Source organism: Streptomyces sp. NPDC028331, from assembly GCF_055565775.1.
This window is the reverse complement of the sequence record NZ_JBVHTR010000007.1, coordinates 75924-102418: the sequence shown is the minus strand read 5'-3', so window position 1 is coordinate 102418 and position 26495 is coordinate 75924. Positions and strand designations below refer to the sequence as shown.

Sequence of the window (26495 nt, the reverse complement as noted above, 5' to 3'; positions counted from 1 at the left end):
CCGCGCACCGGCGTCATCCCCCGGTGCGCGGCATCGCGGGCGCCGCCGCGTACGAAATCTCGTACAAAAGGCAACAAAAAGGACAGATCTATACTTAACCGATCAGTCACAAAGCGTTCGTGATCACGCAACACCGTTCCTGCACAGTACTTGCATGACTCCAGACATGTCTGATGTGAGGCGCGCCAAGAACGGCCGCCCGGTGCACCACTGGCGACGCGACCTGGTGGAACTCGCCGCCCTGTTCACGGCGGTCGCGGTGGCGGACGTGACGGCCAACCTGGTCGGGCACGGGCCCGACGGCCCCGCCCTGCTGGTGATCTCGGCGGTGGCGCTGGTGGCGACGGCCGGGTTCCACGCCTGGTGGTCACGCCGCCACGGCCATGCGCCGCCCTCGGCCCATACCGGCGCCCGGCCGCTCCCCGAGACGGAGCAGGCCGGGCCGTCCGGGACCGACGCGGTCGGCGGGGCGAGCACACTGTGGCGGATGCGGACGACGGTGCAGGACGAGCCGGGCTCGCTGGCCGCGCTGTGCACGGCGCTGGCGGAGCTGCGCATCGACATCCTCAGCCTGCAGACGCACCCGCTGGCGAACGGCACCGTCGACGAGTTCCTGCTGCGCGCGCCCGCCCGCGTGGAGGCGGGTGAGGTCACCCGGGCGGTTTCGCGGGCCGGCGGCGACGGGACCTGGATCGAGCGGGCCGACGCGCACGACCTGGTGGACGTCCCGACCCGGGTGCTCGGGCTCGCCGCGCGCACTGCCCTGGACCCGGCCGAACTGCCGCTCGCACTGCGCCAGTTGCTCGGCCGATGCACCATCCGCTCCCTGCCCGCCGTCTCCCCCGGGTCCGGCCGGGCGGAGCAGGACGCTCCCGTCGAGGGCGCCCTGGAGGACACGGTGATGCGGCTGCGGGCGCCGGAGGGCGCGGTGATCACGGTCGAGCGGCCCTATCTGCCGTTCACCCCGACGGAGTTCGCACGGGCACGCGCGCTGGTGGAGCTGGACACGCGGCTCGGTCCGCGGATCCCGCGCGGCCAGGACGTGCTGACGCTGCCGGAAGGCAACGCCATCACCGTGCGGCGCGCCGACACCTCCGACCTGAAGGCGGCGAAGGAGATGCACGCCCGGTGCTCGGCGCGCACGCTCGGCATGCGCTACCACGGGCCGGTCGGTGACGCCGACCGCTATTTGGGCCACCTGCTCAGCCCGCGCTTCGGCCGCACCCTGGCGGTGCAGACGAAGTCGGGCCGCATCGTCGGCCTCGGGCACCTGCTGTGGGACGGCGACGAGACGGAGGTCGCCCTGCTCGTCGAGGACGAGTGGCAGCGGCGCGGCATCGGCGGTGAACTCCTCGGCCGTCTGGTGTCGATGGCGGTCGAGGCGGGCTGCGAGCACGTCTACGCGGTCACGCAGGCGTCCAACACGGGCATGGTCGCCGCGATGCGCGGCCTCGGGCTTCCCCTCGACTACCAGATCGAGGAGGGCACCCTCGTCATCACGGCCCGCCTCGGCGCCACCCCGGTGGCCTCCCGTCTCCCGTTCGGCGAGGCGTACGGGCGGCCCGGCTCGCGGGGAACGCACGACTGACCACGCGTACGGCGCACACGGTGCGGGAACGGCCCGGCGGAGTGCGCCGGGCCGTTCCGCTCGCCGCGGTGCGGGCCCCTACCGGCCCGCGACCTCCTCCCGGCGCCGATCGCCTCCGCCCTGTTCCGCTCCCAGGGCCCGCTCCAGGTCGGCCCACAGGTCCTCGACGTCCTCCAGCCCCACCGACAGCCGCAGCAACCGGTCGCTCACCCCGGCACCCCGGCGGTCCGCGGCGTCGACGATGCGGTGGCTGATGGACGCCGGGTGCTGGATGAGCGTGTCGACGCTGCCGAGGCTCACCGCGGGCGTGATCAGACGGACTCCTGCGATCACCGCGTGCGGGTCCCCGTGCACCTCGAAGGCGACCATCGCGCCCCCGATGCGCGGGTAGTGGACGCGGGCGATCCGCGGGTCGGCGGCGAGACGGCGGGCCAGTTCGGCGGCCGTGGCCGACGCCGCCCGCACCCGTACCGGCAGCGTCGCCAGACCCCGCAGCAGCAGATACCCGGCGAGCGGATGCAGCACCCCTCCGGTCGCGAAGCGCACCTGGCGCAGCCGGCGGGCCAGTTCCTCGTCGCAGGCCACCACCCCGCCCATCACATCGCCGTGCCCGCCGAGGTACTTGGTGGCGCTGTGCAGCACCAGGCGCGCCCCCTGCCCGGCGGGCCGCTGCAGCACCGGCGTGGCGAAGGTGTTGTCCACCAGCAGCGGAACCGTGCCGCACGCGTGCGCGACCGCCCGCAGGTCGACCTCCGCGAGCGTCGGGTTGGCCGGGGACTCGACCATGACCAGACCGGTGTCGGGCCGCAGCGCCTCCTCGATGCCCGCCGGGTCGGTCCAGGTCACCTCGGAACCCAGCAGCCCGGCGGTCAGGAGGTGGTCGCTGCAGCCGTACAGCGGTCGTACGGCGACGACATGCCGCAGGCCCAGCGCGCCCCGGGCCAGCAGCACGGCGCTCAGCGCGGCCATGCCGCTGGCGAAGGCGACCGCGCTCTCGGTGCCCTCCAGCCGGGCGAGCGCGGTCTCGAAGCGGGCGACGGTCGGGTTGCCGAGCCGCGCGTAGACGGGCGGACCCTCCAGTTCGGCTCCATCGGCCGCGAAGGCGTCGAGACGGGCGGCCTCGCCCCTGCTGTCCGGGGAGGGGTAGGTGGTGGAGAGATCGAGGGGCGGCGCGTGCAGCCCCAGGGCGACGAGGTCCTCGCGCCCGGCGTGCACGGCCTCGGTGGCGAGCGCCCGGCGCCCGGACGGACCGCCCGCGGGGAATCCGTTCCGCGTGTCATGAGTACGGGAATCCATGGACGGCAGACTGAACACAGGCCGGGGTCACAGCGGCGCATCCCGTGTTACGTTCGGCACATGCCCGAATCCGTCGTACTGGACCCGGTGGATCTGCATCTGCTGCGGCTGTTGCAGAACGACGCCCGGACCACCTACCGCGACCTCGCCGCACAGGTCGGGGTCGCGCCCTCGACCTGTCTGGACCGGGTGACCCGGCTGCGCCGCTCGGGCGTGATCCTGGGCCATCAGCTCCGGCTGGACCCGGCGAAGCTGGGGCGCGGCCTCGAAGCGCTGCTGTCGGTCCAGGTCAGGCCGCACCGGCGGGAGCTGGTGGGGCCGTTCGTGGAGCGCATCCGGGCGCTGCCGGAGTCCCGTACGGTCTTCCACCTCACCGGTCCGGACGACTACCTCGTGCACGTCGCGGTCGCGGACATGGCGGATCTCCAGCGCCTGGTGCTCGACGAGTTCACGGCACGGCGGGAAGTGGCACGGGTGGAGACCCGGCTGATCTTCCAGCAGTGGGACTGCGGCCCGCTGCTGCCCCCGGGACAGTCCGCTGCGTGAGTCCGCCGGGCATCGGCCGCCGCGTGGGACCGGCCGCCGCGTGCCCGCGGGAGGAGCCGCGCCCGGCCCCGGAGCCGTTTGCCTGCCGTGACACGGGCAGACCGTGCCGAAACCCGCTGGACAGGGCGTAAGCCGAGCGCTGAATCCGGGTGACGCGCACCACGCGGCCGTATGAGGATTGTCCGCATGTCAGACACGACCAGAAGCCCCCTGCCCCGGGAGGTCGCCGACGCCTACGTCGACGACCTCGTCGCCCTCGACCCGGTCACCGGTACGTACCTCGGCGTGAAGGAGAGTTCGAGCCGGCTGCCCGACACCTCGCCCGCGGGCCAGGAGGCGCTCGCCACGCTGGCGCGGGAGACCCTCGCCCGGCTCGACGAGGCGGAGCGCCGACCAGGCGCGGACAGTGACATCGAGCGCCGTTGCGCGCGCCTGCTGCGCGAGCGGCTCACCGCCGAACTCGCCGTGCACGAGGCCGACGAAGGCCTCAGGGCGGTGAGCAACATCCACAGTCCGGTGCACTCGGTGCGCGAGGTCTTCACGATCACGCCCACCGAGACGGAGGAGGACTGGGCCGCGGTCGCCGAGCGGCTGCGCGCCGTGCCGGCCGCCCTGCGCGGCTACCGCGAATCACTCGCCCTCGGTCTGGACCGCAAGCTGTACGGCGGGCCCCGACCGACCGCGACGTTCATCCAGCAGCTCACCGAGTGGTCGGACACGGACGGGCGAGGGCGCGGCTGGTTCGAGGACTTCGCCGCGCAGGGCCCCGATGCGCTGCGTACTGAGCTGGACGAGGCCGCCCGGACGGCGACCGCGGCCGTGGTGGAGCTGCGGGACTGGATGCGCGACGTGTACGCGCCGACGGTCCAGGGCGCGCCGAACACCGTGGGCCGTGAGCGCTACGCCCGCTTCGCGCGCTACTTCAACGGTGCCGACCTGGACCTCGACGAGGCGTACGCGTACGGCTGGTCGGAGTACCACCGCATCCTCGGCGAAATGAAGAAGGAGGCGGAGAAGGTCCTGCCCGGCGCCGCCACTCCCTGGGTGGCGCTCGCGCACCTGGACGAGCACGGCACCCACATCGAGGGCGTCGACGAGGTCCGCGCCTGGCTGCAGGGCCTGATGGACGAGGCGATCGAGGCGCTGGACGGGACGCACTTCGAACTCGCGGAGCCGGTGCGGAAGGTGGAGTCGCGCATCGCGCCGCCCGGCAGCGCGGCGGCCCCTTACTACACGGCCCCGTCCGCCGACTTCTCCCGCCCGGGCCGGACCTGGCTGCCGACCATGGGGCAGACCCGCTTCCCGGTCTACGACCTCGTCTCGACCTGGTACCACGAGGGTGTCCCCGGGCACCACCTCCAGCTCGCCCAGTGGGTGTACGTGGCGGAGAACCTCTCCCGGTACCAGGCCACGGTGGGCGGCGTCAGCGCCAACGCCGAGGGCTGGGCGCTGTACGCGGAACGCCTCATGGACGAGCTGGGCTTCCTCACGGACCCGGAGCGGCGGCTCGGTTATCTGGACGCGCAGATGATGCGTGCCGCCCGCGTCATCGTCGACATCGGCATGCACCTGGAGCTGGAGATCCCCGCGGACTCGCCGTTCCACCCGGGCGAGCGCTGGACACCGGAGCTCGCGCAGGAGTTCTTCGGTGCCCACAGCAGCCGTCCGGCGGACTTCGTGGAGAGCGAGCTGGTCCGGTATCTGTCGATGCCCGGCCAGGCGATCGGCTACAAGCTGGGCGAGCGGGCCTGGCTGCTGGGCCGTGAGAAGGCACGGGAGCGCCACGGCGACTCGTTCGACGCCAAGGCCTGGCACATGGCGGCGCTCTCGCAGGGCTCACTGGGCCTGGACGACCTGGTGGACGAGCTGTCCCGGCTCTGACCGCCCCCGGACGGCCGGACTCCTCCCCGGGTCCGGCCGTCAGCGGCGGAAGCCGCCCTCGGAGTCGATGACCTGACCGGTGATCCAGCCCGCCTCGTCCGTGGCGAGCCAGGCGATGAGGCGGGCCGGATCGTCGGGCATGCCCCAGCGCCCGGCCGGGAACCTCGCGGCGACGGCCTCGTAGGCGTCACCGGTCAGGTAGTCCGTGTCCACGGGACCGGGGTTGACCGTGTTGACGGTGACGGCGTGCTCGGCGAGGGCCGTGGACAGCGAGCGGGTGATCGAGGCGAGGGCGCCCTTCTGCAGCGCGTAGGCGATCTCGCCGGGCATGCCGCCCGCGATGTCCTGTCCCGAGGTCATCATCACCACGCGCCCGCCGGGGGTGCTCCGCGGCGGCGCGGCGCGCAGCCGGGCGTACGCCTGGACCAGCAGGATCACCGAGCGGGTGTCCACCGCCCAGTGGGCGTCCAGCATGGCGGCGTCGATGGTGTCGAGTGTGCCGTCGCTGCCGCTGAGCGCATGGTTGGCGACCAGGATGTCGATCCGTCCGCCGAGCGCCTCGGCGGCCCGCGCGATCAGCTCGGCGGGAGCCGCCGGGTCGGACAGGTCCGCGGGACCGGCCGCCACAGGTGCGCCCGGGTCGGCGAGTGCCGCGCGCACGCCGGCGACGACGTCCTCGACGCGGTCGGCGCCCCAGGGCATCGCCGCGTCGTGCGGCACATGGTGGTGCAGGTAGACGCCTGCGCCGTACGCGGCCAGCCGCCGGGCCACCGCGTACCCGATGCCGCCGCGCCGGCTCGCACCGGTGACGAGGGCGGTGCGGCCCCGCAGCGGCAGGGGATCGCGGCGGAGGTCTTCGGGCGGGGGATGCGGGAGTCGGGGCACGGTCGCCATGATGGGCACGGCGGGCGGCGCCCGCACCCGGTTTTCCACGCCCCGGGATGCGGCGGGCGACGCTCGGTCAGCAGCCGCAGTCCGCGTTCCGGGCAGGTGCCGTCAGAGGGGCGGCGGCGCGCTGCCCGGGACCCTGCCAGGTCTCGTACGCGAAGCCCTCGCGCACCCAGTACTCGAAGCCGCCCAGCATCTCCTTGACCTGGTAGCCCAGTTCGGCGAGGGCGAGGGCCGCACGGGTCGCGCCGTTGCAGCCCGGGCCCCAGCAGTAGGTGACCACCGGCACCGACCTGTCGAGGAGTTGCTCGGCCCGTGTGGGGATGAGCGCGGTGGGCAGGTGGACCGCGCCCGGGATGTGGCCCTGGTCCCAGGCCGCGGTGGAGCGCGAGTCGAGGAGGACGAACCCGGGGCCGCCGTCGGCGGCGAGCGCGGCGGCGACGTCGGACACGTCGGTGTGGAAGGCGAGACTCGCCCGGAAGTGTGCGGCGGCGGTGGCCGGCGCGGCCGCTGGGACGCGCAGGACGGGGTTCTCGGTGGTCGTGCGGATGCTCACGGGGTGACCTTTCGCCGGTGGAGTTCGCCGACCGCAAATCTAAGGCGGCTGATCGCCGCCCTGAACGGACGATCAACGGCGTACGTCTTGATCGTCCGGGGATTCCCCTGCTATCCCGCGGGGATGACCGCGTATTCCCCGGACGCCACCGACTGGCGCATCCTCGATGTCCTCCAGCGCGACGGCCGCGCCACCTACGCGGAGCTGGCCCGTGCCGTCTCCATGTCCGCGAGCGCGGTCACCGAACGGGTGCGGCGGCTGGAGGAGGCCGGCGTCATCCAGGGGTACGGGGCGGTCGTCGACCCGGAGCGGCTGGGCCTGCCGATCCTGGCGTTCGTGCGGCTGCGCTATCCGAACGGCAACTACAAGCCCTTCCACGACCTCGTGGCCGCGACCCCCGAGATCCTGGAGGCGCACCACGTCACCGGCGACGACTGCTTCGTCATCAAGGTCGCGGCCCGCTCGATGCGCCACCTGGAGGAGGTGTCCGGCAGGATCGGCACCCTGGGCTCGGTGACGACGAGCGTCGTGTACTCCTCCCCGCTCCCCCGCCGTCCTCTCGGACGCTGACCGCGCTCAGCCGACTCCCCGCTGCCGTACGACCGAGCCGGTCCGGCCCTTGACGACCTCGAGCTGCGCGTGGATCCGGCGCCGCAGGTCCGCGACATGGCTGACGATGCCCACGCTGCGGTCCCGTTCCCGCAGCGAGTCGAGCACGTCGAGGACCTCGTCGAGGGTCTGGTCGTCCAGGCTGCCGAACCCCTCGTCGATGAACAGCGTGTCCAGGCGCACGCCGCCCGCCTCGTCGGTGACGACGTCGGCGAGGCCGAGCGCCAGGGCGAGGGAGGCGAAGAACGTCTCCCCGCCGGACAGGGTCGCCGTGTCGCGCTCCCGCCCCGTCCAGGCGTCGACGACGTGCAGCCCGAGGCCGCTGCGCCCGCGTCCGGACCGGTCGTCGGAGTGGACGAGGGTGTAGCGGCCCGAGGACATGCGCTGCAGCCGTACGGTCGCGGCGGCCGCCACCTGTTCGAGGCGGGCGGCGAGCACGTACGACTCCAGGCGCATCCTGCGTTCGTTCTCGGCGGAGGTGCCGGCGGTCAGGGACGCCAGCCGGGCCACCCGGTCGTAGGCGTCCCGCAGGGGCGCGAGGCGCCGTACGGACGCGGTGGCGCGCGCTGACAGCCGGTCCAGTTCGGCGCAGCGGCGGGCCGCCTCGTCCTGGGCGGAGACCGCCGCCTGCAGCCGGCGGGCCGCGGCCTCGGCGGCCTGTTCGGCGCCGTGGAGGTCGGCTGGGGGCTGCTGGGCCGCCGCCGCGGTGTCGGCCTCGGCGAGCATCGCGCGGACGGCGGCCTCCTCCTGCTGCCAGGCGTCCAGGCGTCGTTGCAGCTCGCGATGGGCGGTGTCGTCGAGGAGGGCGGCGGCCGCGGCCTGCGGGGTGTCGAATCCGGCGCGGAAGGCCGCGTCGGCCAGGCGGGCGTCGGCCTCCTTGAGGCGCTGTGCGCAGTCCCCGGCGGTGCGGGCGGCGTCGGCGGCCTCGGTGAGGAGAGCGGCCCGGCGCTCCAGGTGCGCGGCGCGCGCGGCCACGCTCACGGCGTCGCCCAGGGCCCGGCCCAACTCCTCTTCCAGCGCCGCCCGTTCGCGCTCCAGCCCGTCCCGGCGCGAGATGCGCGCCGCCACCCGCAGTGCGGCTTCCTGCCGGGCCGTACCGCGCCGCTCCCGCTCCTGTTCGGCCCGCCGCAGCTCTTCCTGCGCGGCGTGCAGTTGCGAGGCGCCCGCGCGTGCGGCGCTGTAGAGCCGCTCCAGTTCCTCGGCCTGCGCGGCGAGTCGGCCGGTCGGCGCGTCGGACGCCTCGGCGGTGGCGGCGGCCAGTGCCTCCCGCACGGCCGCGAGCCGCCGTTCGTCCTCGGCGTGCTCCTCCTCGGCGCGCCGATAGGCGGCGAGCGCCCGCTCCTCCGCCTCCCGGTCGACGTGTCCGGCGACCTTCCGGGCGGGCGCGGGGTGGTCGGTGGCACCGCAGACGGCGCAGGGTTCGCCGTCGACCAGTCCCGCGGCCAGTTCCGCGGCGATGCCCTTCAGCCGCTGTTCCTTGAGGTCGAGCCAGTGTTCGTGGGCCTTGAGCGCGCGCTCGCGGGAGGCGAGGGCGCGGGCCCGGGCCGCCTCGCTGTCCTCGGTGAGCCGATCGCGTTCACGGGCCGCCCTGAGCCGGTTCCGGGCCGGCTCGCGCTGCACGGCGAGCTGCTCGGCCCGGGTGGCGGCCTCCTGAGCGGAGTCGATCCGTTCCTGCAGGGCGGAGCGGGTCCGCTCCCACTGGGCGAGCCAGCTCTCGGCATCCTGCAGGACCTCTTCGTCGTCGCGTTCCTGACGGTCCATCTCCGCCTGCTCGGCGGCGAGTTCGTCCAGTCGCCGCTCGGCGCGGCGGGCCGATTCCAAAGAGCCCAGTTCCTCGGCCGCCCGGCGCGCGGCGGCGGCGAGTCCGGCGGCCCCGGCGTCCGCGTAGGTCTCCGGGAGCCGGGCACGCGCGTGTGCCTCGGCGTCGGCGGCGCGACGGTGCTCGGCCTCGGCGGACTCGCGCAGCTCCAGGGCGGGCGCCACGGCCTCGGCCTTGCGGGCGCGTTCCATGCGCGTCTGCGCCTCCCGGTGGGCGTCGGCCCGCTGCTCCAGGAGGGCTGCGCGCTCCCGCGCCTCGGCGAACCTGCGCTGCAGCCGCGCCCGTTCCCGTACGTCGTCCAGGGTGCGCTCGGCGGCGGCCCGCGCCGACTCGGCCGCGGTGCGCGCGCACCGGGCGATGTCCAGCCGCTCACGGGCCGTGCTGCGGGCCACGGCGGCCCAGTTCAGGACGGCCTCGGCGAGCCCGGGGTCGCCCGGGGCGAGGTCCGGCAGGGGCGCGGGGTCACCGGCCGCCTGCTGCATGCGGTGGGCGTCGGCGAGCAACGCGGCGTCGCCGTCCCGCACTTCGGCCTCTGTCGTCCGGCGCCGCTCCGCGAGGCGTTTTTCGACCTCGGCGAAGCGGTGGGTGTCGAAGAGGCGGCCGAGCAGCTTGCCGCGGGCCTCGGCGTCGGCGCGGAGGAAGCGGGCGAAGTCGCCCTGGGGCAGCAGGACGACCTGGCAGAACTGCTCGCGGCTCATGCCGAGAAGCTGGGTGATCTCCTCGCCGATCTCCTGGTGGGAGCGGCTGAGGTCCTTCCAGGTGCGGGCGGCGCCGTCGTACTCGCGCAGCCAGGTCTGGGCCTTGTCGGTCGTCGTGCCGCTGCCGCGCTTCTTCCGGCGCTCCCAGGGCGGCTGCCGGGTGATCTCCAGCCGCCGTCCGGCGACGGTGAGTTCGAGGCGGATCTCGGTGCGCGTGCCCGGCGCGGCGTGGTCGCTGCGCAGGGTCAGGCCCTGGCCGCTCTGCCGGGCGCCGGGCACGGCTCCGTAGAGCGCGTAGCACACGGCGTCCAGGACGGATGTCTTGCCGGCGCCGGTCGGCCCGTGCAGCAGGAAGAGTCCGGCCGCCGAGAGGGCGTCGAAGTCGACCTGCTGGGTGCCGCCGAACGGGCCGAAGGCGGTGATGTCGAGTCGGTGCAGCCTCACTGGTCCCCCTCCGTTGCACGCGTGTGCGAGATCACCGGGCGCCCTCCCGGACCGCCTGGTCGGCGCGCACGGCGTCGAACGCCTCCCGCAGGACGGCCCGTTCGCGCTCGTCGGGCCCCGTCCCGCGCACATGGGCCACGAAGTCCTCCGCGATCTGCTGGTCGGATCGGCCCGCCAGCCTGCGCGCGTACGACACGCCGTGCTCCTCGGGGGCGCGCTCGGGGTCGAAGACGAGGCTGAGGGTGTGCGGGAAGCGCTCGGTCAGCCGGGCCATGGGCTCGGCGGGCCGCACCGGGTCGGTGAGCGTGGCCTCCACCCACGCCTCCTCGTGCCGCGCCAGCTCCGGGTCCGCGAGCAGCTCCTCCAGACGCCCCCGCAGCCGGGCGAGGGGCCGCGGCACCGGGCAGTCCACACGCTCGGCCGCGACCGAGCCGTCGGCGCCCAGGTCGACGAGCCACATGCTCTTGCGGTGGCCGGCCTCCGAGAACGAGTACGGCAGCGGGGAGCCCGAGTAGCGCACGCGCTCGGTGATGGTCTGGCTGCCGTGCAGATGGCCCAGCGCCACGTAGTCCACGCCGTCGAAGACGCCGGCCGGCACGGCGGCGACGCCGCCGACCGTGATGTCCCGCTCGCTGTCGCTCGGTTCGCCGCCGGTGACGAAGGCATGGGCGAGGACGACGGAACGGGTGCCCGGTGCGCGCGTGGCGAGGTCGGCGCGGACCCGGTCCATGGCGGCCGCGAGCACCGCCTCGTGGCCCGCCCTCTCGACGGCGAACTCGTCCTTGACCAGGGCGGGTTCGAGGTACGGCAGGCCGTAGAACGCCACGTCCCCGTGCGCGTCGGCCAGCACGACCGGGGTTCCGCAGGCCGCGGGCTCCGTCCGCAGATGGATGCCCGCGCGGCCGATGAGGCCGGCGCCGACACCCAGACGGCGGGCCGAGTCGTGGTTCCCGGAGATCATCACCGTGGGCACGCCGAGGTCGGCGAGGCGGTGCAGGGCGTCGTCGAACAGCTCCACCGCGGCGAGCGGCGGCACCGCCCGGTCGTACACGTCTCCCGACACCACGACCGCGTCGACACCGCGCTCGCGCACGGTGGTGACGAGGTGGGCGATGAACTCGGCCTGGGCGTCGAGCATGTTCACGCGGTGGAACGCCCGGCCCAGATGCCAGTCGGAAGTGTGCAGCAGTCTCATGATCCTCGAGACTAACGGCCGGGTCTGACATCACGGGCGGTTGCTCCCGTACCGGCCCGCGCACGGTGGAGGCGGCGCGACGGCCCGTCGGACGCCGGTGCGTCCGTCATGCGTCCCCGTAGGCCTCTGCGCCCAGTTCGAGCCGGGCCGTGCCCGCGGTCGCGTCGGCGAGCCACGCCCGGAACGCCTCCACGTCGGCGTCCGGCAGCCCGACTTCGATGGCGACGTTCTCGCCGTAGCGCACGTCCCGTACCTCACGGCCGGTCGCGCGCAGGTCGTTCTGCACCTTGCCCGCGCGCTGGTGGTCGACCGTGACCGTGGCGAGCCGGAAGCGGCGGCGGGTCAGGGTGCCGAGTGCGTCCAGGGCCTCGCCGACCGCTCCCCCGTACGCCCTGATGAGCCCGCCCGCGCCCAGCTTGACCCCGCCGTAGTAGCGGGTGACGACGGCGACGACGTACCGCATGTCGCGGCGCAGCAGCATCTGGAGCATGGGGACGCCCGCGGTGCCGCCCGGTTCGCCGTCGTCGCCCGCCTTCTGGATCGCGGCGTCGGCACCGATGACGTACGCGTAGCAGTTGTGGGTGGCGTCGGCGTGCTCCTTGCGGACGCCCGCGATGAAGTCCTGCGCCTCCTCCTCGGTGGCGGCCGGGGCGAGAGCGCACAGGAAACGGGAGCGGTTGACCTCGGTCTCGTGCACGCCCGCGCGGGCGACTGTGCGGTACTCGTCCTGCATCACGTCAGCGTATGCGGCCCGCGCGCGGGTTCCGCACGCGGGCCGGTGCCCGCCCCCGCCCGGGTCACGCGCGCGTGGTGCTCGTGCCCCGTCCCGGTCGCGCGCGCGTGGCGCTCGTCACGGTGGTGCGGGCGCCACGCGCGCGTGGTGCTCATCGCAGGTGGACGTCCTCGCGCGCGTGCCGCTCATCGCGCGCGAGAACCCCGCGCGCGTGACTGCCGCGCGGTCACCCGCATGGGCGTGTCGCAGGCGTTCGGCCCCGCCATCGGGGCACACCACCGGGTAGTGGATACTCGCTCGTCGTTGTCCGACGTCCGACGATCTGAGGGAGAGCACCGCATGACCGGCACCCAGGTGGAGAGCCCGGACGCCGCCGAGCCCGACCATGCACGGCCCTCCACCGCGACGGCCCGCTTCCGTGCCTGGCTCCTGCAGGGCCTGAGCGAGCGCGCGGCCCGCCACCCGGGCCCGCACGCCACCCGGGACGAAGGGCACGAGGGCCACGCCTGGTGGCGGGTGATGTGCCTGACCGGCGTGGACTACTTCTCCACCCTGGGCTACCAGCCCGGGATCGCCGCGCTCGCGGCCGGGTTCCTGTCGCCGCTCGCCACGCTGGTGCTGATCGCGCTGACGTTGTTCGGCGCGCTGCCGGTGTACCGCCGGGTGGCCCACGAGAGCCCGCACGGCGAGGGCTCGATCGCCATGCTGGAGCGGTTGCTGCCGTGGTGGGCGGGGAAGGTCCTGGTCCTCGTGCTCCTCGGCTTCGCGGCCACCGACTTCCTGATCACCATGACGCTGTCGGCCGCGGACGCCGCCGCCCACGTGGTGGAGAACCCTTTCGCTCCGCGCTGGATGGACGGCGGCAACACCTGGATCACCCTGCTCCTGGTCGCGGCGCTCGGCGCCGTGTTCCTGAAGGGATTCAAGGAGGCCATCGGCATCGCGGTCGCGCTGGTGGCCACGTACCTCGCGCTCAACGTCGTCGTGATCGCGGTCTCGGCCTGGGAGGTGCTCAGCCACCCGGTGCGGATCGGCGACTGGACGCACGCGATGACCGCACAGCACTCCTCGCCGCTGGCGATGATCGGGGTGGCGCTGCTCGTGTTCCCGAAGCTGGCCCTCGGCATGTCCGGCTTCGAGACGGGCGTGGCGGTGATGCCGCAGGTCAAGGGCGACCCGACGGACACCTACGCGGATCCGGCCGGCCGGGTGCGCGACACGCGCAAACTGCTCACCACCGCCGCCGTGATCATGAGCTGTCTGCTGCTGCTGTCCAGCCTGGCGACGACGATCCTGATCCCGCAGGACGCCTTCAAGAGCGGCGGCCCCGCCAACGGGCGCGCGCTCGCCTATCTCGCGCACGAGCACCTGGGCGGGGCGTTCGGCACGGTCTACGACATCTCGACGATCGCGATCCTGTGGTTCGCGGGCGCCTCCGCGATGGCCGGCCTGCTCAACCTGGTGCCGCGCTATCTGCCGCGCTACGGCATGGCCCCCGAGTGGACCCGGGCCGTCAGGCCCCTGGTGCTGGTCTTCATGGCGGCCGCGGTCCTCATCACCCTGTGGTTCCACGCGAACGTCGACGACCAGAGCGGAGCGTACGCGACGGGGGTGCTCGTGCTGATGCTCTCCGCGGCGTTCGCCTCCACGGTCGCCGTGCACCGCCACGGCCACCGGGCGGCCGCGCTCGGCTTCGGCACGATCACCGCGGTGCTCGGATACACCCTGGTCACCAATGTGATCGAGCGGCCCGACGGCATCAAGATCGCGCTGATCTTCATCGTGGCGATCCTCGTCACCTCGTTCGCCTCGCGCGTGCACCGTGCCTTCGAGCTGCGGGCGGCAACGGTCACCTTCGACGAGGCGGCGGCCCGGCTGATCGACGAAGCCGCGGCGAGCGGGCCGCTGCTGCTGATCGCCAACGAGCCGCAGGAGCACAGCACCAGGGAGTACCGCGCCAAGGAGTCCAGCCAGCGGGAGCAGACGCACATACCGGACGGGCGGCCGGTGCTCTTCCTCGAGGTCTTCGTCACCGACTCCTCGGACTTCACCGCCGATCTGACCGTCCACGGCGACGAGAAGCACGGGGTGCGCAGGCTGCGCGTCGAGGGCGCGACCGTGCCCAACACCATCGCGGCGGTCCTGATGGAGCTGCGCGACCGCACCGGCCAGGTGCCGCACGCCTACTTCAACTGGACCGAGGGCGCCCCGTTCAGCCACCTGCTGCGCTTCCTGGTGTTCGGGGACGGCGAGGTCGCCCCCGTCACGCGGGAGGTGCTGCGCCGCGCGGAGCCCGACCCGGAGCGGCGCCCCCGGATCCACGTCGGCTGAGCGGGCCCTACTTCGGTTTCCTCCCGCGCGCCACGACCACGTCCGTCAGGAGCGCCGCGCCGGGGACCAGCGCGTTCCAGGCGGGGCCGTGCCAGGCGAGGACGGCGATGGCCGCGGTGGGGAACTTGGTGCGGACCCGGTCGAGCGTGTCGTCGAGGCCGTCCCCGGCGAGTTCCAGCACCAGCTCGGCGAGCCCCGGGTTGTGCCCGATCAGCAGCAACGTCCGTACCGCGGCGGGCACTTCGTGCACGGCGTCCAGCAGATCGGGGACGTCGGCGGCGTACAGCCGCGGCTGGAGTCGTACGGGCGGCGGGGTGCCCCACTGCGCCGAGGCGAGCTCCCAGGTCTGGCGGGCGCGGACGGCGGTCGAGCACAGGGCGAGATCGGGCAGCCAGTCGGCCTCGGCGAGCGCGCGTCCGGCGGCCGGGGCGTCCCGGCGGCCACGCGCCGCGAGCGGCCGTTCGTGGTCGGGGACGCCGTCGGGCCAGGCGGACTTGGCGTGCCGCAGCACGACGAGCCTGCGCAGCGGGGCCTGCCGGGCCGGGGTGCTCATGTCCGGGTGCCAATCTCGCGGGTGAGGTCGAGTCCGAGCAGCCGGTCGGCGTAGGCGTAGGTCTCGAAGCGCGCGCCGTCCGGCACGTCGTCGGCGCTCTCCACGCACCGCAGGACATCGAGGACGGCGGGGATGTCCAGATCGTCCTCCCAGGCGGTGCGCAGCTCCTGCCGCACCTGCTCGGGGATCGGTCTGGAGGGGCGGGTCGCCCAGGTGGCGACTGCCTTGCGCCAGCGGAGCAGGGTCTCGCGCGCCGCGGTGAGGGCGGCCTCGTCCAGGTCGGCGGGCTGCCGGCGCGGGCGGGCGAGCAGGGCGAGGCGTACGGCCGACGGCGGGGCGGCGGGGTCGGCGGGGCCGGTCGCGGGGGCGACCTCGACACGCACACCGCCGGGTCCGGCGGTGTGGGCCCCGACCACGTGCAGCACCCGCCCGATGCCCGGCGCGTCCGGTTCGGCGGGGCGGATGCCGAGGTCGTCGGCGCGCGCCCGCAGCGCGGCGGGCGGTGCGCCCACCGTGACCACGGGTGTTCCGCCGAGTTCCAGGGCCCTGGCCAGTACGTCGGCCACCAGCAGCACCCGCAGCGCGGAGGTGTCGTCACCGGCGGGGTGCGCGTGGACCCTGACCAGGCCCGGACGGACGTCGGTGGGCCCGCCGCTGCGGGCGTCGGTGATTCGGAGCACGAGGCGAGCGTAGGCGGGCGACGTCCCGGGCGCAGCCGAACGGACTCCGTTCCGGCCGGGCCCGCCGACCCGGCCGCCCCTCGGGAATCAACCGCCTCCCACCGGCTGTTGCCGCCCACAGCAGGCGGCACGGGACTGCCGGGCCGCGAGACGTCGAAGGGAACCGGGCGTGTACGGCGACTCCGCAACGATCCGCAAGATCCTCACCGAGCTGGGCGACACCTGGGCGGTCGTGGGGCTGTCCACCAACCAGCGCCGGCCGGCCTACGGGGTCGCCGCCGTCCTGCAGCGCTTCGGCAAGCGCATCGTGCCGGTCCACCCCAAGGCCGAGACGGTCCACGGCGAGAAGGGCTACCCGTCGCTGGACGCGATTCCTTTCCCGGTCGACGTGGTGGACGTCTTCGTCAACAGCGACCTGGCGGGCCCGGTCGCCGACGAAGCGGTCGCGATCGGTGCCAAGGCCGTCTGGTTCCAGCTGGGCGTCATCGACGAGCAGGCCTACGAGCGGACCCGTGCGGCCGGGCTGGACATGGTCATGGACCGCTGCCCGGCCATCGAGATCCCCTCCCTGAGCTGAGGTCGCGACAACCGGCCGAGGGCCGAGGGGGCTGCGAGAGTGAACCGGCGCGCGCGCCACACGGGTCCCTGCCGTCCTCCCGGATATCTTGATACGACGAAGTAACTGGTCGGGCGGCGGCGAGGAGTTCCGCCCCGCCTCCGCCGACGTCGACGCGACCGAACCGCTCAGGGCGCCGAGCTGCTCGACGTACGGGCCCCTCACCTTCGACCGGGACCGGCACACGGGCTGCAGCAGCCGGCGCCGCCGACCCGACACAAAGCACCACGGAGATCGATCGACCTGCCTTCGTCGAGGGGCTTCGCGCCCTGCCGGAGTCTCTCGGACGCAGCGGCTGGAAATGTCCGGGAGGCGCTATGTGGTCCGTACTGGAGCAGGTGGCCGTGGCGGCCCCTCAGCTTTTCGTCTACGCCGTCGGCCTCTTCGTCGCCATGATCCTTCTGTCGCTCGCCATCAGTCTGCGGCAGGCGGAGGCGTCGCAGCGCCCGGAGATCATCAGGGCGCTGGCGGATCTCATGGCGTTCTGGAAGAAGAGGTGACCTGTCCCTTGCCCCGCCTCAGCGGGCCAGCCGGCCGAGCAGCGACGAGGCCGACGTGATGCCGAGGGCCGCCGCCACCAGCAGCACCAGGAAGTCGGTGAGCAGGTGGGAGGGCGTGCCGAGGAGGAGGCCGCGCAGGGCGTCGACCTGGTAGCTCAGGGGATTGACCTTGCTGATGGCCTGCAGCCAGCCGGGCATGACGTGCACCGGGTAGAGGGCGTTGGAGCCGAAGAACAGCGGCATCGTGATCGCCTGGCCGATGCCCATGAGGCGGTCGCGGGTCAGGACGATGCCCGCGATCGTCATGGACAGGCAGGAGAAGAACGCCGAGCCGAGGACGACCGCCACCGCGACACCCAGCAGCCGCAGCGGGTTCCAGGTGAGCGCGACTCCGAGCAGCGCCGCGATCAGGACCACCACGACCGCCTGCACCAGCGCCTTCACCCCGGCGGCGAAGGCCTTGCCGGCGATCAGAGCGGCCCGCGGGGTCGGGGTGACCAGCAGTTTGGTGAGGATGCCGGAGTCACGCTCCCAGATGATCATGATGCCGTAGAAGATCGCGATGAACATCGCGGACTGGGCGATGATCCCGGGTGCGAGGTAGTCGAGGTAGGGGATGCCGCCGGTGGGGATCGCCCTGATCCGGGTGAACGTCTCCCCGAAGATCAGCAGCCACAGCGCAGGCTGGATCGCCCGGGTGTACAGCTCGGTGCGGTCGTGGCGCAGCTTCTGCAGCTCGACGGCGCACATGGCGGCGACCCGGGCGGGGAGCACCTTCCAGCCGGTGCGGGCCCGCGGTGGGGCCACCAGCAGGTCGAGGTCCGCCGGGTGGGCGCGGTCAGCCGACGCGGGACGCGGTGCGGCGGGTGCTTCGGACATCGCGGAAGTCTCCTGACTGGTCGTCGAGTCCGCTGCCGGCGACGTCGCGGAAGACGTCCTCCAGCGTCGGCAGCGGGCCTTCGGTGCCGAGCCGCTGCGCGAGGCCGTTCCGCAGCTCCTCGGGGGTGCCGAGGGCACGGACGCGGCCGCGGTGCATCAGGGCGACGCGGTCGCAGTACTGGTCGGCCTCGTCCATGTAGTGGGTGGTGACGAGGACGGTCATGCCGGTGGCGGCGCGCACGGCGTTGATGTGCTCCCACACACTGGTCCGGGCGATCGGGTCGAGGCCGATGGTCGGCTCGTCGAGGATCAGCAGCCGGGGCGCGCTGACCAGCGCCTGGGCGAGTTCGAGGCGGCGGACCATGCCACCGGAGTACGTCTTCGCGAGCCGGTCGGCCGCGGCGGTGAGGTCGACGGCCGCGAGAGCCTGGTCCACGCGCCGGGCCCGCTCATGGCGGGAGACGTCGAAGACGCGGGCGAACAGGGCGACGTTCTCCCGGCCGGTGAGCCCGGCGTCGGCGGAGAGCTGCTGCGGTACGTAGCCCAGCAGGCGCCGCACGGCCATGCGGTCGCGTGTCGCGTCGTGGCCGAAGACGCGCACCATGCCGGCCGGGACGGGAAGGAGTGTGGTCATGCAGCGGATGGCGGTGGTCTTGCCCGCACCGTTGGGGCCGAGCAGTCCGAAGACCTCGCCGTCGCGGACGGTGAGGTCGAGTCCGTCGACCGCGTTGGTCTCCCCGAAGGAGTAGCGCAGTCCGGCACAGGTGACGGCGTCGACCGCCGGGTCCTCGCCGCCGGTCGCGTTCCGGGTCATGTCTCCTCGGCCTCCTCGTGCAGGTTCTCCGCCAGCTTGCGCAGGGCCGGAAGGGCCGCCTCGAGCGCCTTGCGGTCCGCCTCGTCGAGGCGTGCCACCTGGCCGCGTACGAGGGCCGTCCGCCGCGCGCGCCAGTCGTGCAGCCGCGCCTTGGCCGCCTCGGTGGGCAGCAGGCGCGCGGCGCGCCGGTCGGCCGGGTCCGTCTCACGGATCAGATAGCCGTCGCGGACCAGGTGTTTGACGAGCGTGGAGACCGAGTTGCCCGCCAGGAAGAGCTCCTTGGCGGCGTCCGACACCCCGACGCCCGGCCGTTCCACCACCAGGCGCAGCAGTTCGACCTCGGCTCCGCGCAGCGGCGGTGCGGCCATTCCGCCGCGCACGCGCCGGCGGATCAGCCGCTGCACTCCGATCAGCGCGGCCCCCAGGTCGTCGGCGAGGCTCTCCGATTCCATGCCTTCGACATTAGCTCTGCTTCAGAGGTATTCGGGGAAAGGGACGGTCAAGGATCGCGGGGAAGGGGGCGCGCGGCCGCCCGTCAGTGGTGGTGCGGCTCTTCGCGGTGCACGGGGCCGTGCGGGGCGTCGCAGTGCGCGGGGTCCTCCGCGGCGTCCCGGTCGCCGGGCAGGGCCACCTGCAGGATCTGTTCCGGAGCGTGGTCGACCTGGAGGGTGGTGTGGGTGATGCGGTAGTCGTGGCGCAGCACCTCCTCCAGGTCGCGGCGCACGGCGTGGCAGTCGCCGCCGGGTTCGACCAGGATGTGCGCGGACAGCGCGGCCTGGCCGGAGGTGATCTGCCAGACGTGCAGGTCGTGCACCTCGACGACGCCGGACCGGGCGACCAGCCGGTCGCCGAGCGCGTCCGGGTCCACGTCGGCGGGCGCCGCCTCGAGGAAGATGCGGCCGGAGTCGCGCAGCAGCCCGTACGCGGCCTTCACCATCAGCGCGACGACCACCAGCGTGGCGATCGGGTCGGCGCGCCGGAAGCCCGTCAGGACGACGACGAGCGCGGCGATCGCGGTGCCGATGAAGGCGAACAGGTCGTTGAGCACGTGCTGGTAGGCGCCCTCCACGTTCAGCGAGGTGCGGTTGGCCTTCGAGATGCAGTAGGTGGCGGCCACGTTGACGACGATCCCGGTGAGGGCGGTGGCCAGCATGAGGCCGCCTTCCACGCGGGGCGGCTCGATCAGGCGTCGTACGGCCTCGTACGCCAGCCAGGCGCCCAGCAGAAGCAGGGTCAGGCCGTTGGCCTGGGCGGAGAGGATCTCGGCACGCTTGAGGCCGTAGGTGAAACCGCCGCGGGCCGGGCGCGCGGCCAGCCGCATCGCGATGAGGGCGAGCACGATGGACGCGGCGTCGGTGAGCATGTGGGCCGCATCGGAGATCAGCGCCAGGGAGCCGGCGACGATGCCGACGGCCACCTCGGCCGCCATGAACACGGTGATCAGGCCGAGCGCGAGGCCGAGCCAGCGGCGGTCGGCATCCGCCGACACCCCGTGGGAGTGCCCCGAATGGCCCGCCTGGCCGTGCTCATGACCGTGGCCGCTCATGTGGTCCGCCTTCCCCCTCGCTTCCGGTGTCTCGAGGCAGTGAAACGCATGGTCACGCCCCGGGGCAAAGGCTGCACCGGTGACCGTTGTCATGTCCGATAATAAGCCGCTGACCTGCGCAAACGTTACGGCGGCGAGGGACGGGCGAAGCGGTGTCAGATTCCGATCGCCCCGTCGATGCGCTCGCGCAGGAGGTCGGCGTGGCCGTTGTGGCGGGCGTACTCCTCGATCATGTGCATGAGGACCCATCGCAGCGACACGGTTCCGCGCCAGGAGTCGTGCCCCTCGATGTCCAGGTCGGGCGCGGCGGCGACGAAGGCGTCGGCGAAGGCGATCTCCGCACGCCAGGCCTTCCAGGCCAGGGCCACGACGTCCGGGTCCGGGAGGGCGCCGGTGAAGTCGCCGTCGGGTTCGGAGGGCGAGGAGAACAGGGGCGGAGCGTCCTGACCGGCCAGGACCCGGCGGAACCAGCGGCGTTCGACGTCGGCGAGGTGCCGCACCAGGCCGAGGAGCGAGAGCGTGGACGGCGCGACCGAGCGCTGCGACAACTCGCCGTCCAGGCCCGAGCACTTGAGCTCCAGCGTGGCGCGCTGGACGGCCAGGAAGTCGGCGAGGAGCGTGCGTTCGTCACCGGTGGCGGGACCGAGGACGCGGGGGTCCCGGTCGGCGGGGACGAACATCTCGGCTCTTCTGCTCGTGGTCGTCATGCCCTCATCATGCGGGACGCGAAGTCGGTCAGTCGGCACATCGGCCCGGATGGTCGGTACATCGGCCGGTGTACCGGTCGACCAGGTCGCACCAGCCGGCCTCCACGCGCTCCAGGGAGATCCCGAGGCCGGAGACCAGGTGGTCGATGACCGCCGTCTCCAGGTAGGCCAGCAGCGCGTGGGCGACGATCTCGGTGTCGCCGCCCGCCCGCGCCTCGCGGAGCAGCATGCAGACGTGGGCCAGCCGGAACCGGTACGCCGGGTGGGCACGCCGCCGGGCCGGGTCCGTGTGCGCCGCCACGTACAGGTCCCGCTGCGCGTGTTCGTGGCGGATGACGGCACAACCGAAGGCGTGCAGGCGCTCCCGGGGCGGGGCGCCCGGGCCGAGCGGGGGCGGCCCGGAGAGGAAGGCCGACTGGAGTTGCGCCTCCTGGTGACTCAGCAGCTCCGTGAGCAGGCCGAGACGGTCGCCGAAACGCCGGAACACGGTGCCCTTGCCGACGCCCGCGCCACAGGCGATGTCCTCCATGGTGACGTTCCCGATGCCGCGCTCCGCGGCCAGGCGGGCCGCGACCTCCAGCAGGCGGGTGCGATTGCGCGCGGCGTCGGCGCGCAGCCGGCCGGTCTCCCCGGTGGGCATCAGGGCCAGGTCGGTCGGGCTGTCGACGCTGCCCGGGGGCGGCAGAAGGGGCGGGAGCGGCTCGGTCATGGCAACAGACTAACGCCCGGGGAAGACAATCGGACCCTGGTCCGTTTAAGGTGACACGGGAAGTGGACCGCAGTCCGATTAAAGTGGTACAACATTCAACGGACTTCCCCGGTCCACTTGCATTGATCACACGATTCCGGGAGTTTCGCCATGTCCGTACGCATCCTCGCCCTGGTCGGCAGCCTTCGCGCCGGTTCCCACAACCGCCAGCTCGCCGAGGCCGCCGCGAAGCACGCCCCCGAGGGCGTCGAGGTGGTCCTGCACGAGGGCCTGGGCCAGGTGCCCTTCTACAACGAGGACATCGACGTCGAGGGCACCGTCCCCGAGGCCGCGACCGCGCTGCGCAACGCCGCCGCCCAGGCCGACGCGCTGCTGCTCTTCTCGCCCGAGTACAACGGCACCATCCCCGCCGTCCTGAAGAACGCCATCGACTGGCTGTCCCGTCCGTACGGCGCCGGCGCCCTGACCGGCAAGCCGGTCGCCGTCGTCGGCACCGCCTTCGGCCAGTACGGCGGCGTGTGGGCGCAGGACGAGACCCGCAAGGCCGTGGGCATCGCCGGCGCCCACGTCGTCGAGGACGCCAAGCTGTCCATCCCCGGCTCCCTGACCCGCTTCGCCGAGACCCACCCGGCGGACGACGTCGAGGTCGTCGAGGGCCTGACCAAGGTCATCCAGCAGCTCTCCCAGGCCAAGCCGGTCGCCGCCTGACCTCCCGGACACCGGGCCGAGAACGGCCCGGAACGTGACCCGGCTGTGGGCCAGGACCGTGGAGTCCCGGCCCACAGCCGTTTCCATCCCCGGCGGGGACACCCTTGGTCCTTGCCTTTTCAACCATGAGACGCATGCTCCGGCTTTGCCTGGACGTCGCCAGGCGGTCGCCTTCGGTTGCTTGCATCGAGGAATGGACCACATCACGTTCCTCGTGGCCGTCGTCATCGTCACGGCGCTGGCCTTCGACTTCACGAACGGATTCCATGACACCGCCAACGCGATGGCCACCTCCATCGCCACCGGCGCCCTCAAGCCACGAACAGCGGTCCTGATCAGCGGGGTCCTGAACATCGCGGGTGCCTTCCTGTCCACCGAGGTCGCCAAGACGATCTCCGGCGGCATCGTGGACGACACCCTGGTGAGCCCCGGCATGATCTTCGCCGGACTGGTCGGCGCGATCCTGTGGAATCTGCTGACCTGGCTGCTCGGGCTGCCGTCGAGCTCCTCCCACGCGCTGTTCGGCGGCCTGATCGGGGCCGTCTGGGTCGGTGCGGGCAGTCATGGAGTGCACTTCGACAAGGTTGTCGAGAAGGTGTTGATCCCGGCCGTCGCCTCGCCGCTCGTCGCGGGTCTCGCCGCGCTGCTGGCCACCTACCTCGCCTACAAGATCACCGCCCGCGCCCGCAAGGAGTCCGTGACCAAGGGCTTCCGCCTCGGGCAGATCGCCTCCGCCTCCCTGGTCTCCCTCGCCCACGGCACCAACGACGCCCAGAAGACCATGGGCGTGATCACCCTGACGCTGATCTCCGCCGGCGCCCTGGGGCATGACGCGGGCCCGCCGGTGTGGGTGATCGCCTCGGCGGGACTGGCCATAGGCCTCGGCACCTACCTCGGTGGCTGGCGGATCATCCGCACCATGGGCAAGGGCCTCACCGACATCCAGTCCCCGCAGGGCTTCGCCGCCGAGGCGGCGTCCACCACCGTCATCCTGACCTCCGCCCACCTGGGCTTCGCGCTGTCCACCACCCAGGTCTGCTCCGGCGGCATCCTCGGCGCGGGCCTCGGCCGTCGGCTGGCCGAGGTGCGCTGGGGCGTCGCGGGCCGGATGGTGATCGCCTGGATGATCACCCTCCCGGCCGCGGCCCTGGTCGGCGGTCTCTCCGCGGGCGTCGTCAAGCACGGCGGCAACGCCGGCACCGTGGTGATCGCCCTGGTCGCCGCCGCCGTCGCCGCGGGCATCGTGGCCGTCTCGCGCCGCAACCCCGTGCGCGCCGACAACGTGAACGAGACCCACGAGGTCACCCTGCGCAGCACCCCGCCCGCGACCGTCGGCACCGCCGCCTGAACCCGAAGGAGTACGCGCCATGCACCTCGACTGGACCGCCCTCGGCCAGGTCACCGCGGTCAGCATCGGAGTCACCGTCGCCGTGGTCGTCGTCTTCGCGCTCGGCGTCCTCGGCCTCGCCCAGGTCGAGTCGGCCCGCGACAGGGACGGCGGCACGCCCGCCCTCGGCCTCGCCCAGGCCGGGCTGTGCTTCGTGGCCTGCGCGGCCGTGGTGGCGTACGGGATCTACCTGATCGTGCCGCAGTTCCACTGATCCCGCCGAGGCGCCCCCATGAAGGGAAGAGGGAAGGACGGATGACACCTCTGGTCACGGACGGCCTGCGGGTCGACTACACCGACCACGACGATCCCGTGCTGATCCGGCCGGACGGCAGCCCGGTGGACACCTGGCGGGAGAACTACCCGTACGACCACCGGATGGAGCGCAAGGAGTACGAGTGGCACAAGCGGCTCCAGCAGATCGAGCTGCTGAAGCTGCAGAACTGGATCAAGGAGACCGGCCGTCGGCTCGTCATCGTGTTCGAGGGGCGTGACGCGGCGGGCAAGGGCGGCACGATCAAACGTTTCACCGAGCACCTGAACCCGCGTGGCGCCCGCGTGGTGGCCCTGGAGAAGCCCACCGAACGCGAGCGCGGGCAGTGGTACTTCCAGCGGTACGTCCAGCACCTGCCGACCGCGGGCGAGATCGTGCTGTTCGACCGGTCCTGGTACAACCGGGCCGGGGTGGAGCGGGTGATGGGCTTCTGCACGGACGACGAGTACCGACGCTTCATGCGGCAGGCCCCGCTGTTCGAGCGGATGCTCGTGGACGACGGCGTGGACCTCGTGAAGTTCTGGTTCTCGGTCTCCCAGAGCGAGCAGCGCACCCGTTTCACGATCCGCCAGGTCGACCCGGTACGGCAGTGGAAGCTCAGCCCGATGGACCTGGCCTCGCTGGACCGCTGGGACGAGTACACCGCGGCCAAGGTCGCCATGTTCCGCGAGACGGACACCGACCACGCCCCGTGGACCGTGGTGAAGAGCAACGACAAGAAGCGGGCCCGGGTCGAGGCGATGCGCAGCGTGCTCGCCCGCTTCGACTACACCGACAAGGACCAGGAGGTCGTCGGCATCCCCGACCCCCGGATCGTGGGCGCCGCGGCGAACCTGCTGGAGGAGGGCGAGGACGACACCGGCCGCTGAACCGGCCTGCCCTCAGTCGTGCGCCGGGCGGTCGGTGAGGCGGTGGTCGGCCAGGCTGAGCGCCTCGTCCACGACCCGGCGCAGATGGCCGTCGCGCAGTGAGTAGATCACCCGGCGGCCTTCCTTGCGCGTGTCGACCAAGCCGGCCAGCCGCAGCCGGGCCAGGTGCTGGCTGACGGCGGGCCGGGCCGCGACGCACGCCTCGGTGAGCGTCGAGACGTCGGCCTCGCCGCCGCTCAGGGCATGCAGCAGGGCCAGACGGGTGCGATCGCCCAGCAGCGCGAGCAGCTCGGCGGCCAGCGCGAACTGTTCCTCGCCGGGCGTGCGGGGATGGCCCTGCGCGGTGCCGTCCGTGCGCGGCTGCGCATCCTGTGCAGATGATAGGTGCATGCGTGCGCTCATACGCACATAATGGCTTCCGGGACGGGTACCCGTCCACTGCCGCGCGGCGGAAGGGGCCTTGGATGGGACACGAGGACATGGGGCACGAACACATGGCGCGCACGCACATGGGGCACGAACACGTGGGACGCGAGCACATGCGGGGTGAGCATGTGGATCACAAACACATGCCGCACGACCACGGCCTGGCACCCGCCCACAGCCGCCACGCCGAATCCCATGACCATCCGCATCCGCACCCCCACCGGCACGGCCACGGGCATCCGCAGGGCCCGCTCTCCCGCCTCCGCCATCTCCTCACCCCGCACTCCCACGAGACCGCCGACAAGCTCGACGCGGCGCTGGAATCCTCCGCGCGGGGGCTGCGGGCGCTGTGGGTCTCGCTGGCCGTGCTGGGGACGACGGCGCTGGCGCAGGCGGTGGTGGTCGTGCTGTCCGGGTCGGTGGCGCTGCTCGGCGACACCGTGCACAACGCGGCCGACGCGCTGACCGCCGTACCGCTCGGCATCGCGTTCGTCCTCGGACGGCGCGCGGCCACGCGCCGTTTCACCTACGGCTATGGCCGTGCGGAGGACCTCGCCGGGATCGTGGTCGTGCTGACGATCGCCGCGTCCGCCGCGTTCGCCGCCTGGACGGCGGTGGAGCGACTGCTGGACCCGCGCCCCGTGCAGCACGTCCCGGTCGTCGCCGTCGCGGCCGTCATCGGTTTCGCGGGCAACGAGTGGGTCGCCCGTCACCGCATCCGGGTGGGCCGCGCGATCGGCTCGGCCGCGCTGGTCGCGGACGGACTGCACGCGCGGACGGACGGGTTCGCCTCGCTGGCGGTGCTGGTGGGCGCGGGCGGGGCGGCCCTCGGGTGGCAGCTCGCCGACCCGCTGGTGGGGCTCGCGATCACGGCCGCGATCGCGCTGGTACTGCGGGATGCGGCGCGCGAGGTGTTCCGGCGGGTGCTGGACGCCGTCGACCCGTCGCTGGTGGACCGGGCGGAGCGGGCGCTGCGAGAGGTGCCGGGTGTGTGCGAGGTGGGCGAGCTGCGGCTGCGCTGGATCGGGCACCGGTTGCGCGCCGAGGTGGCGGTCGTGGTCGACGGTGAGGTGAGCGTGCGGCGGGCACACGCGATCGCGGTCGAGGCCGAGCACGCCCTGCTGCACGCGGTACCGAGGCTCACCGCCGCACTGGTGCACGCGGACCCGGCTCCGGCCCCGGGCGAGACGGACCCGCACCTGGCCCTGGCGCACCACGCCCGGAGCTGACCCGAGCGCCCTCG

General features: G+C 73.1%; 27 protein-coding genes. 12 read left to right on the top strand and 15 right to left on the bottom strand.

Annotation, left to right across the window (positions count from 1 at the left end):
• Nucleotides 1-202: 202 nt before the first annotated feature.
• A complete protein-coding gene (locus ACZ4SW_RS12405; protein WP_468241999.1) occupies nt 203-1588 on the top strand; it encodes a GNAT family N-acetyltransferase in 1386 nt (461 codons plus the stop codon).
• 78 nt (nt 1589-1666) lie between these two features.
• Here ACZ4SW_RS12405 and ACZ4SW_RS12400 read toward each other — a convergent pair whose 3' ends face one another.
• Nucleotides 1667-2884, bottom strand: coding sequence for a trans-sulfuration enzyme family protein (locus ACZ4SW_RS12400; protein WP_468241494.1), 1218 nt, complete (start codon nt 2882-2884; stop codon nt 1667-1669).
• A gap of 60 nt (nt 2885-2944) precedes the next feature.
• Between ACZ4SW_RS12400 and ACZ4SW_RS12395 the strand changes: the two genes are divergently transcribed.
• Complete coding sequence (locus ACZ4SW_RS12395) at nt 2945-3430, top strand: Lrp/AsnC family transcriptional regulator (RefSeq protein WP_468241492.1); 486 nt, start codon at nt 2945-2947, stop codon at nt 3428-3430.
• Nucleotides 3431-3616: 186 nt separating this feature from the next.
• Entirely contained in the window at nt 3617-5311 is a 1695-nt protein-coding gene (locus ACZ4SW_RS12390) for a DUF885 domain-containing protein (RefSeq protein ID WP_468241489.1), read from the top strand.
• A 39-nt stretch (nt 5312-5350) separates the two neighbouring features.
• On the opposite strand, the gene ACZ4SW_RS12385 is transcribed toward ACZ4SW_RS12390, so the two are convergent.
• Together ACZ4SW_RS12385 and ACZ4SW_RS12380 are read right to left on the bottom strand one after the other, a co-directional pair.
• Nucleotides 5351-6196, bottom strand: a complete 846-nt coding sequence (locus ACZ4SW_RS12385; RefSeq protein WP_468241486.1) for an SDR family oxidoreductase — start codon at nt 6194-6196, stop codon at nt 5351-5353.
• A gap of 76 nt (nt 6197-6272) precedes the next feature.
• Nucleotides 6273-6749 carry a rhodanese-like domain-containing protein gene (locus ACZ4SW_RS12380; protein WP_468241997.1) on the bottom strand — a complete coding sequence of 159 codons (477 nt, stop codon included), beginning with the start codon at nt 6747-6749 and terminating at the stop codon, nt 6273-6275.
• Between the two features lie 129 nt (nt 6750-6878).
• Between ACZ4SW_RS12380 and ACZ4SW_RS12375 the strand changes: the two genes are divergently transcribed.
• Nucleotides 6879-7325, top strand: coding sequence for an Lrp/AsnC family transcriptional regulator (locus ACZ4SW_RS12375; RefSeq protein ID WP_468241483.1), 447 nt, complete (start codon nt 6879-6881; stop codon nt 7323-7325).
• Between the two features lie 6 nt (nt 7326-7331).
• Here the strand turns inward: ACZ4SW_RS12375 and ACZ4SW_RS12370 are convergent, their stop codons facing one another.
• The 3 genes from ACZ4SW_RS12370 to ACZ4SW_RS12360 form a co-directional block, all read right to left on the bottom strand.
• Entirely contained in the window at nt 7332-10325 is a 2994-nt protein-coding gene (locus ACZ4SW_RS12370; RefSeq protein WP_468241480.1) for an AAA family ATPase, read from the bottom strand.
• 31 nt (nt 10326-10356) lie between these two features.
• The gene (locus ACZ4SW_RS12365; RefSeq protein ID WP_468241478.1) at nt 10357-11520 is read right to left on the bottom strand and encodes an exonuclease SbcCD subunit D; all 1164 of its coding nucleotides are present in this window, start codon (nt 11518-11520) and stop codon (nt 10357-10359) included.
• 106 nt (nt 11521-11626) lie between these two features.
• Nucleotides 11627-12253, bottom strand: coding sequence for a YigZ family protein (locus tag ACZ4SW_RS12360; RefSeq protein WP_468241476.1), 627 nt, complete (start codon nt 12251-12253; stop codon nt 11627-11629).
• A 339-nt stretch (nt 12254-12592) separates the two neighbouring features.
• On the opposite strand from ACZ4SW_RS12360, the gene ACZ4SW_RS12355 reads away from it, so the two are divergent.
• Entirely contained in the window at nt 12593-14584 is a 1992-nt protein-coding gene (locus ACZ4SW_RS12355; RefSeq protein ID WP_468241474.1) for an APC family permease, read from the top strand.
• A gap of 7 nt (nt 14585-14591) precedes the next feature.
• On the opposite strand, the gene ACZ4SW_RS12350 is transcribed toward ACZ4SW_RS12355, so the two are convergent.
• Together ACZ4SW_RS12350 and ACZ4SW_RS12345 are read right to left on the bottom strand one after the other, a co-directional pair.
• On the bottom strand, nt 14592-15137 hold the full coding sequence (locus ACZ4SW_RS12350) for a SixA phosphatase family protein (RefSeq protein WP_468241471.1): 546 nt from the start codon (nt 15135-15137) through the stop codon (nt 14592-14594).
• Complete coding sequence (locus ACZ4SW_RS12345) at nt 15134-15817, bottom strand: hypothetical protein (protein WP_468241469.1); 684 nt, start codon at nt 15815-15817, stop codon at nt 15134-15136. Before ACZ4SW_RS12345 ends, ACZ4SW_RS12350 begins: the two co-directional genes overlap by 4 nt.
• A 169-nt stretch (nt 15818-15986) precedes the next feature.
• On the opposite strand from ACZ4SW_RS12345, the gene ACZ4SW_RS12340 reads away from it, so the two are divergent.
• Nucleotides 15987-16394, top strand: coding sequence for a CoA-binding protein (locus ACZ4SW_RS12340; RefSeq protein WP_468241466.1), 408 nt, complete (start codon nt 15987-15989; stop codon nt 16392-16394).
• A 356-nt stretch (nt 16395-16750) separates the two neighbouring features.
• Nucleotides 16751-16933, top strand: a complete 183-nt coding sequence (locus tag ACZ4SW_RS12335; RefSeq protein ID WP_103844673.1) for a hypothetical protein — start codon at nt 16751-16753, stop codon at nt 16931-16933.
• Between the two features lie 18 nt (nt 16934-16951).
• Here ACZ4SW_RS12335 and ACZ4SW_RS12330 read toward each other — a convergent pair whose 3' ends face one another.
• The 6 genes from ACZ4SW_RS12330 to ACZ4SW_RS12305 all read right to left on the bottom strand — a co-directional run bounded on the left by ACZ4SW_RS12330 (nt 16952) and on the right by ACZ4SW_RS12305 (nt 21588).
• On the bottom strand, nt 16952-17812 hold the full coding sequence (locus ACZ4SW_RS12330; protein ID WP_468241463.1) for an ABC transporter permease: 861 nt from the start codon (nt 17810-17812) through the stop codon (nt 16952-16954).
• Nucleotides 17772-18626 carry an ABC transporter ATP-binding protein gene (locus ACZ4SW_RS12325; RefSeq protein WP_468241461.1) on the bottom strand — a complete coding sequence of 285 codons (855 nt, stop codon included), beginning with the start codon at nt 18624-18626 and terminating at the stop codon, nt 17772-17774. The genes ACZ4SW_RS12330 and ACZ4SW_RS12325 overlap by 41 nt, the downstream gene beginning before the upstream one ends.
• Complete coding sequence (locus tag ACZ4SW_RS12320; RefSeq protein WP_468241458.1) at nt 18623-19078, bottom strand: MarR family winged helix-turn-helix transcriptional regulator; 456 nt, start codon at nt 19076-19078, stop codon at nt 18623-18625. The genes ACZ4SW_RS12325 and ACZ4SW_RS12320 overlap by 4 nt, the downstream gene beginning before the upstream one ends.
• 83 nt (nt 19079-19161) lie before the next feature.
• Entirely contained in the window at nt 19162-20172 is a 1011-nt protein-coding gene (locus tag ACZ4SW_RS12315) for a cation diffusion facilitator family transporter (protein ID WP_468241455.1), read from the bottom strand.
• 155 nt (nt 20173-20327) lie between these two features.
• Nucleotides 20328-20879: a DinB family protein gene (locus tag ACZ4SW_RS12310; RefSeq protein ID WP_468241452.1), complete on the bottom strand. Its 552-nt coding sequence runs from the start codon at nt 20877-20879 to the stop codon at nt 20328-20330.
• Nucleotides 20880-20907: 28 nt separating this feature from the next.
• The gene (locus tag ACZ4SW_RS12305; protein WP_468241450.1) at nt 20908-21588 is read right to left on the bottom strand and encodes a TetR/AcrR family transcriptional regulator; all 681 of its coding nucleotides are present in this window, start codon (nt 21586-21588) and stop codon (nt 20908-20910) included.
• A gap of 150 nt (nt 21589-21738) precedes the next feature.
• Between ACZ4SW_RS12305 and ACZ4SW_RS12300 the strand changes: the two genes are divergently transcribed.
• From ACZ4SW_RS12300 to ppk2, 4 genes are all read left to right on the top strand, one after another.
• Nucleotides 21739-22296: an NAD(P)H-dependent oxidoreductase gene (locus ACZ4SW_RS12300; protein WP_468241447.1), complete on the top strand. Its 558-nt coding sequence runs from the start codon at nt 21739-21741 to the stop codon at nt 22294-22296.
• Between the two features lie 193 nt (nt 22297-22489).
• Nucleotides 22490-23644 (top strand): inorganic phosphate transporter, encoded by a 1155-nt coding sequence (locus ACZ4SW_RS12295; RefSeq protein WP_468241445.1) that lies wholly within the window; start codon nt 22490-22492, stop codon nt 23642-23644.
• 19 nt (nt 23645-23663) lie between these two features.
• Nucleotides 23664-23897, top strand: a complete 234-nt coding sequence (locus ACZ4SW_RS12290) for a hypothetical protein (protein ID WP_468241443.1) — start codon at nt 23664-23666, stop codon at nt 23895-23897.
• A 41-nt stretch (nt 23898-23938) separates the two neighbouring features.
• Nucleotides 23939-24826: a polyphosphate kinase 2 gene (gene ppk2, locus ACZ4SW_RS12285; RefSeq protein WP_468241441.1), complete on the top strand. Its 888-nt coding sequence runs from the start codon at nt 23939-23941 to the stop codon at nt 24824-24826.
• Nucleotides 24827-24838: 12 nt separating this feature from the next.
• Here the strand turns inward: ppk2 and ACZ4SW_RS12280 are convergent, their stop codons facing one another.
• Complete coding sequence (locus tag ACZ4SW_RS12280) at nt 24839-25228, bottom strand: ArsR/SmtB family transcription factor (protein WP_468241438.1); 390 nt, start codon at nt 25226-25228, stop codon at nt 24839-24841.
• 167 nt (nt 25229-25395) lie between these two features.
• Here ACZ4SW_RS12280 and ACZ4SW_RS12275 point away from each other — a divergent pair, with 167 nt between their 5' ends.
• Entirely contained in the window at nt 25396-26481 is a 1086-nt protein-coding gene (locus ACZ4SW_RS12275) for a cation diffusion facilitator family transporter (RefSeq protein ID WP_468241995.1), read from the top strand.
• The last annotated feature ends 14 nt before the right edge of the window (nt 26482-26495 follow it).

Coding starts and splice junctions, on each gene's coding strand:
- ACZ4SW_RS12390 (WP_468241489.1), top strand. CDS start 3,617: ATGTCAGACACGACCAGAAGCCCCCTGCCCCGGGAGGTCGCCGACGCC.
- ACZ4SW_RS12330 (WP_468241463.1), bottom strand. CDS start 17,812: ATGTCCGAAGCACCCGCCGCACCGCGTCCCGCGTCGGCTGACCGCGCC.
- ACZ4SW_RS12400 (WP_468241494.1), bottom strand. CDS start 2,884: ATGGATTCCCGTACTCATGACACGCGGAACGGATTCCCCGCGGGCGGT.
- ACZ4SW_RS12360 (WP_468241476.1), bottom strand. CDS start 12,253: ATGCAGGACGAGTACCGCACAGTCGCCCGCGCGGGCGTGCACGAGACC.
- ACZ4SW_RS12275 (WP_468241995.1), top strand. CDS start 25,396: ATGCCGCACGACCACGGCCTGGCACCCGCCCACAGCCGCCACGCCGAA.
- ACZ4SW_RS12355 (WP_468241474.1), top strand. CDS start 12,593: ATGACCGGCACCCAGGTGGAGAGCCCGGACGCCGCCGAGCCCGACCAT.
- ACZ4SW_RS12320 (WP_468241458.1), bottom strand. CDS start 19,078: ATGGAATCGGAGAGCCTCGCCGACGACCTGGGGGCCGCGCTGATCGGA.
- ACZ4SW_RS12295 (WP_468241445.1), top strand. CDS start 22,490: ATGGACCACATCACGTTCCTCGTGGCCGTCGTCATCGTCACGGCGCTG.
- ppk2 (WP_468241441.1), top strand. CDS start 23,939: ATGACACCTCTGGTCACGGACGGCCTGCGGGTCGACTACACCGACCAC.
- ACZ4SW_RS12280 (WP_468241438.1), bottom strand. CDS start 25,228: ATGAGCGCACGCATGCACCTATCATCTGCACAGGATGCGCAGCCGCGC.
- ACZ4SW_RS12365 (WP_468241478.1), bottom strand. CDS start 11,520: ATGAGACTGCTGCACACTTCCGACTGGCATCTGGGCCGGGCGTTCCAC.
- ACZ4SW_RS12305 (WP_468241450.1), bottom strand. CDS start 21,588: ATGACCGAGCCGCTCCCGCCCCTTCTGCCGCCCCCGGGCAGCGTCGAC.
- ACZ4SW_RS12315 (WP_468241455.1), bottom strand. CDS start 20,172: ATGAGCGGCCACGGTCATGAGCACGGCCAGGCGGGCCATTCGGGGCAC.
- ACZ4SW_RS12325 (WP_468241461.1), bottom strand. CDS start 18,626: ATGACCCGGAACGCGACCGGCGGCGAGGACCCGGCGGTCGACGCCGTC.
- ACZ4SW_RS12375 (WP_468241483.1), top strand. CDS start 6,879: ATGACCGCGTATTCCCCGGACGCCACCGACTGGCGCATCCTCGATGTC.
- ACZ4SW_RS12290 (WP_468241443.1), top strand. CDS start 23,664: ATGCACCTCGACTGGACCGCCCTCGGCCAGGTCACCGCGGTCAGCATC.
- ACZ4SW_RS12300 (WP_468241447.1), top strand. CDS start 21,739: ATGTCCGTACGCATCCTCGCCCTGGTCGGCAGCCTTCGCGCCGGTTCC.
- ACZ4SW_RS12350 (WP_468241471.1), bottom strand. CDS start 15,137: ATGAGCACCCCGGCCCGGCAGGCCCCGCTGCGCAGGCTCGTCGTGCTG.
- ACZ4SW_RS12335 (WP_103844673.1), top strand. CDS start 16,751: ATGTGGTCCGTACTGGAGCAGGTGGCCGTGGCGGCCCCTCAGCTTTTC.
- ACZ4SW_RS12395 (WP_468241492.1), top strand. CDS start 2,945: ATGCCCGAATCCGTCGTACTGGACCCGGTGGATCTGCATCTGCTGCGG.
- ACZ4SW_RS12310 (WP_468241452.1), bottom strand. CDS start 20,879: ATGACGACCACGAGCAGAAGAGCCGAGATGTTCGTCCCCGCCGACCGG.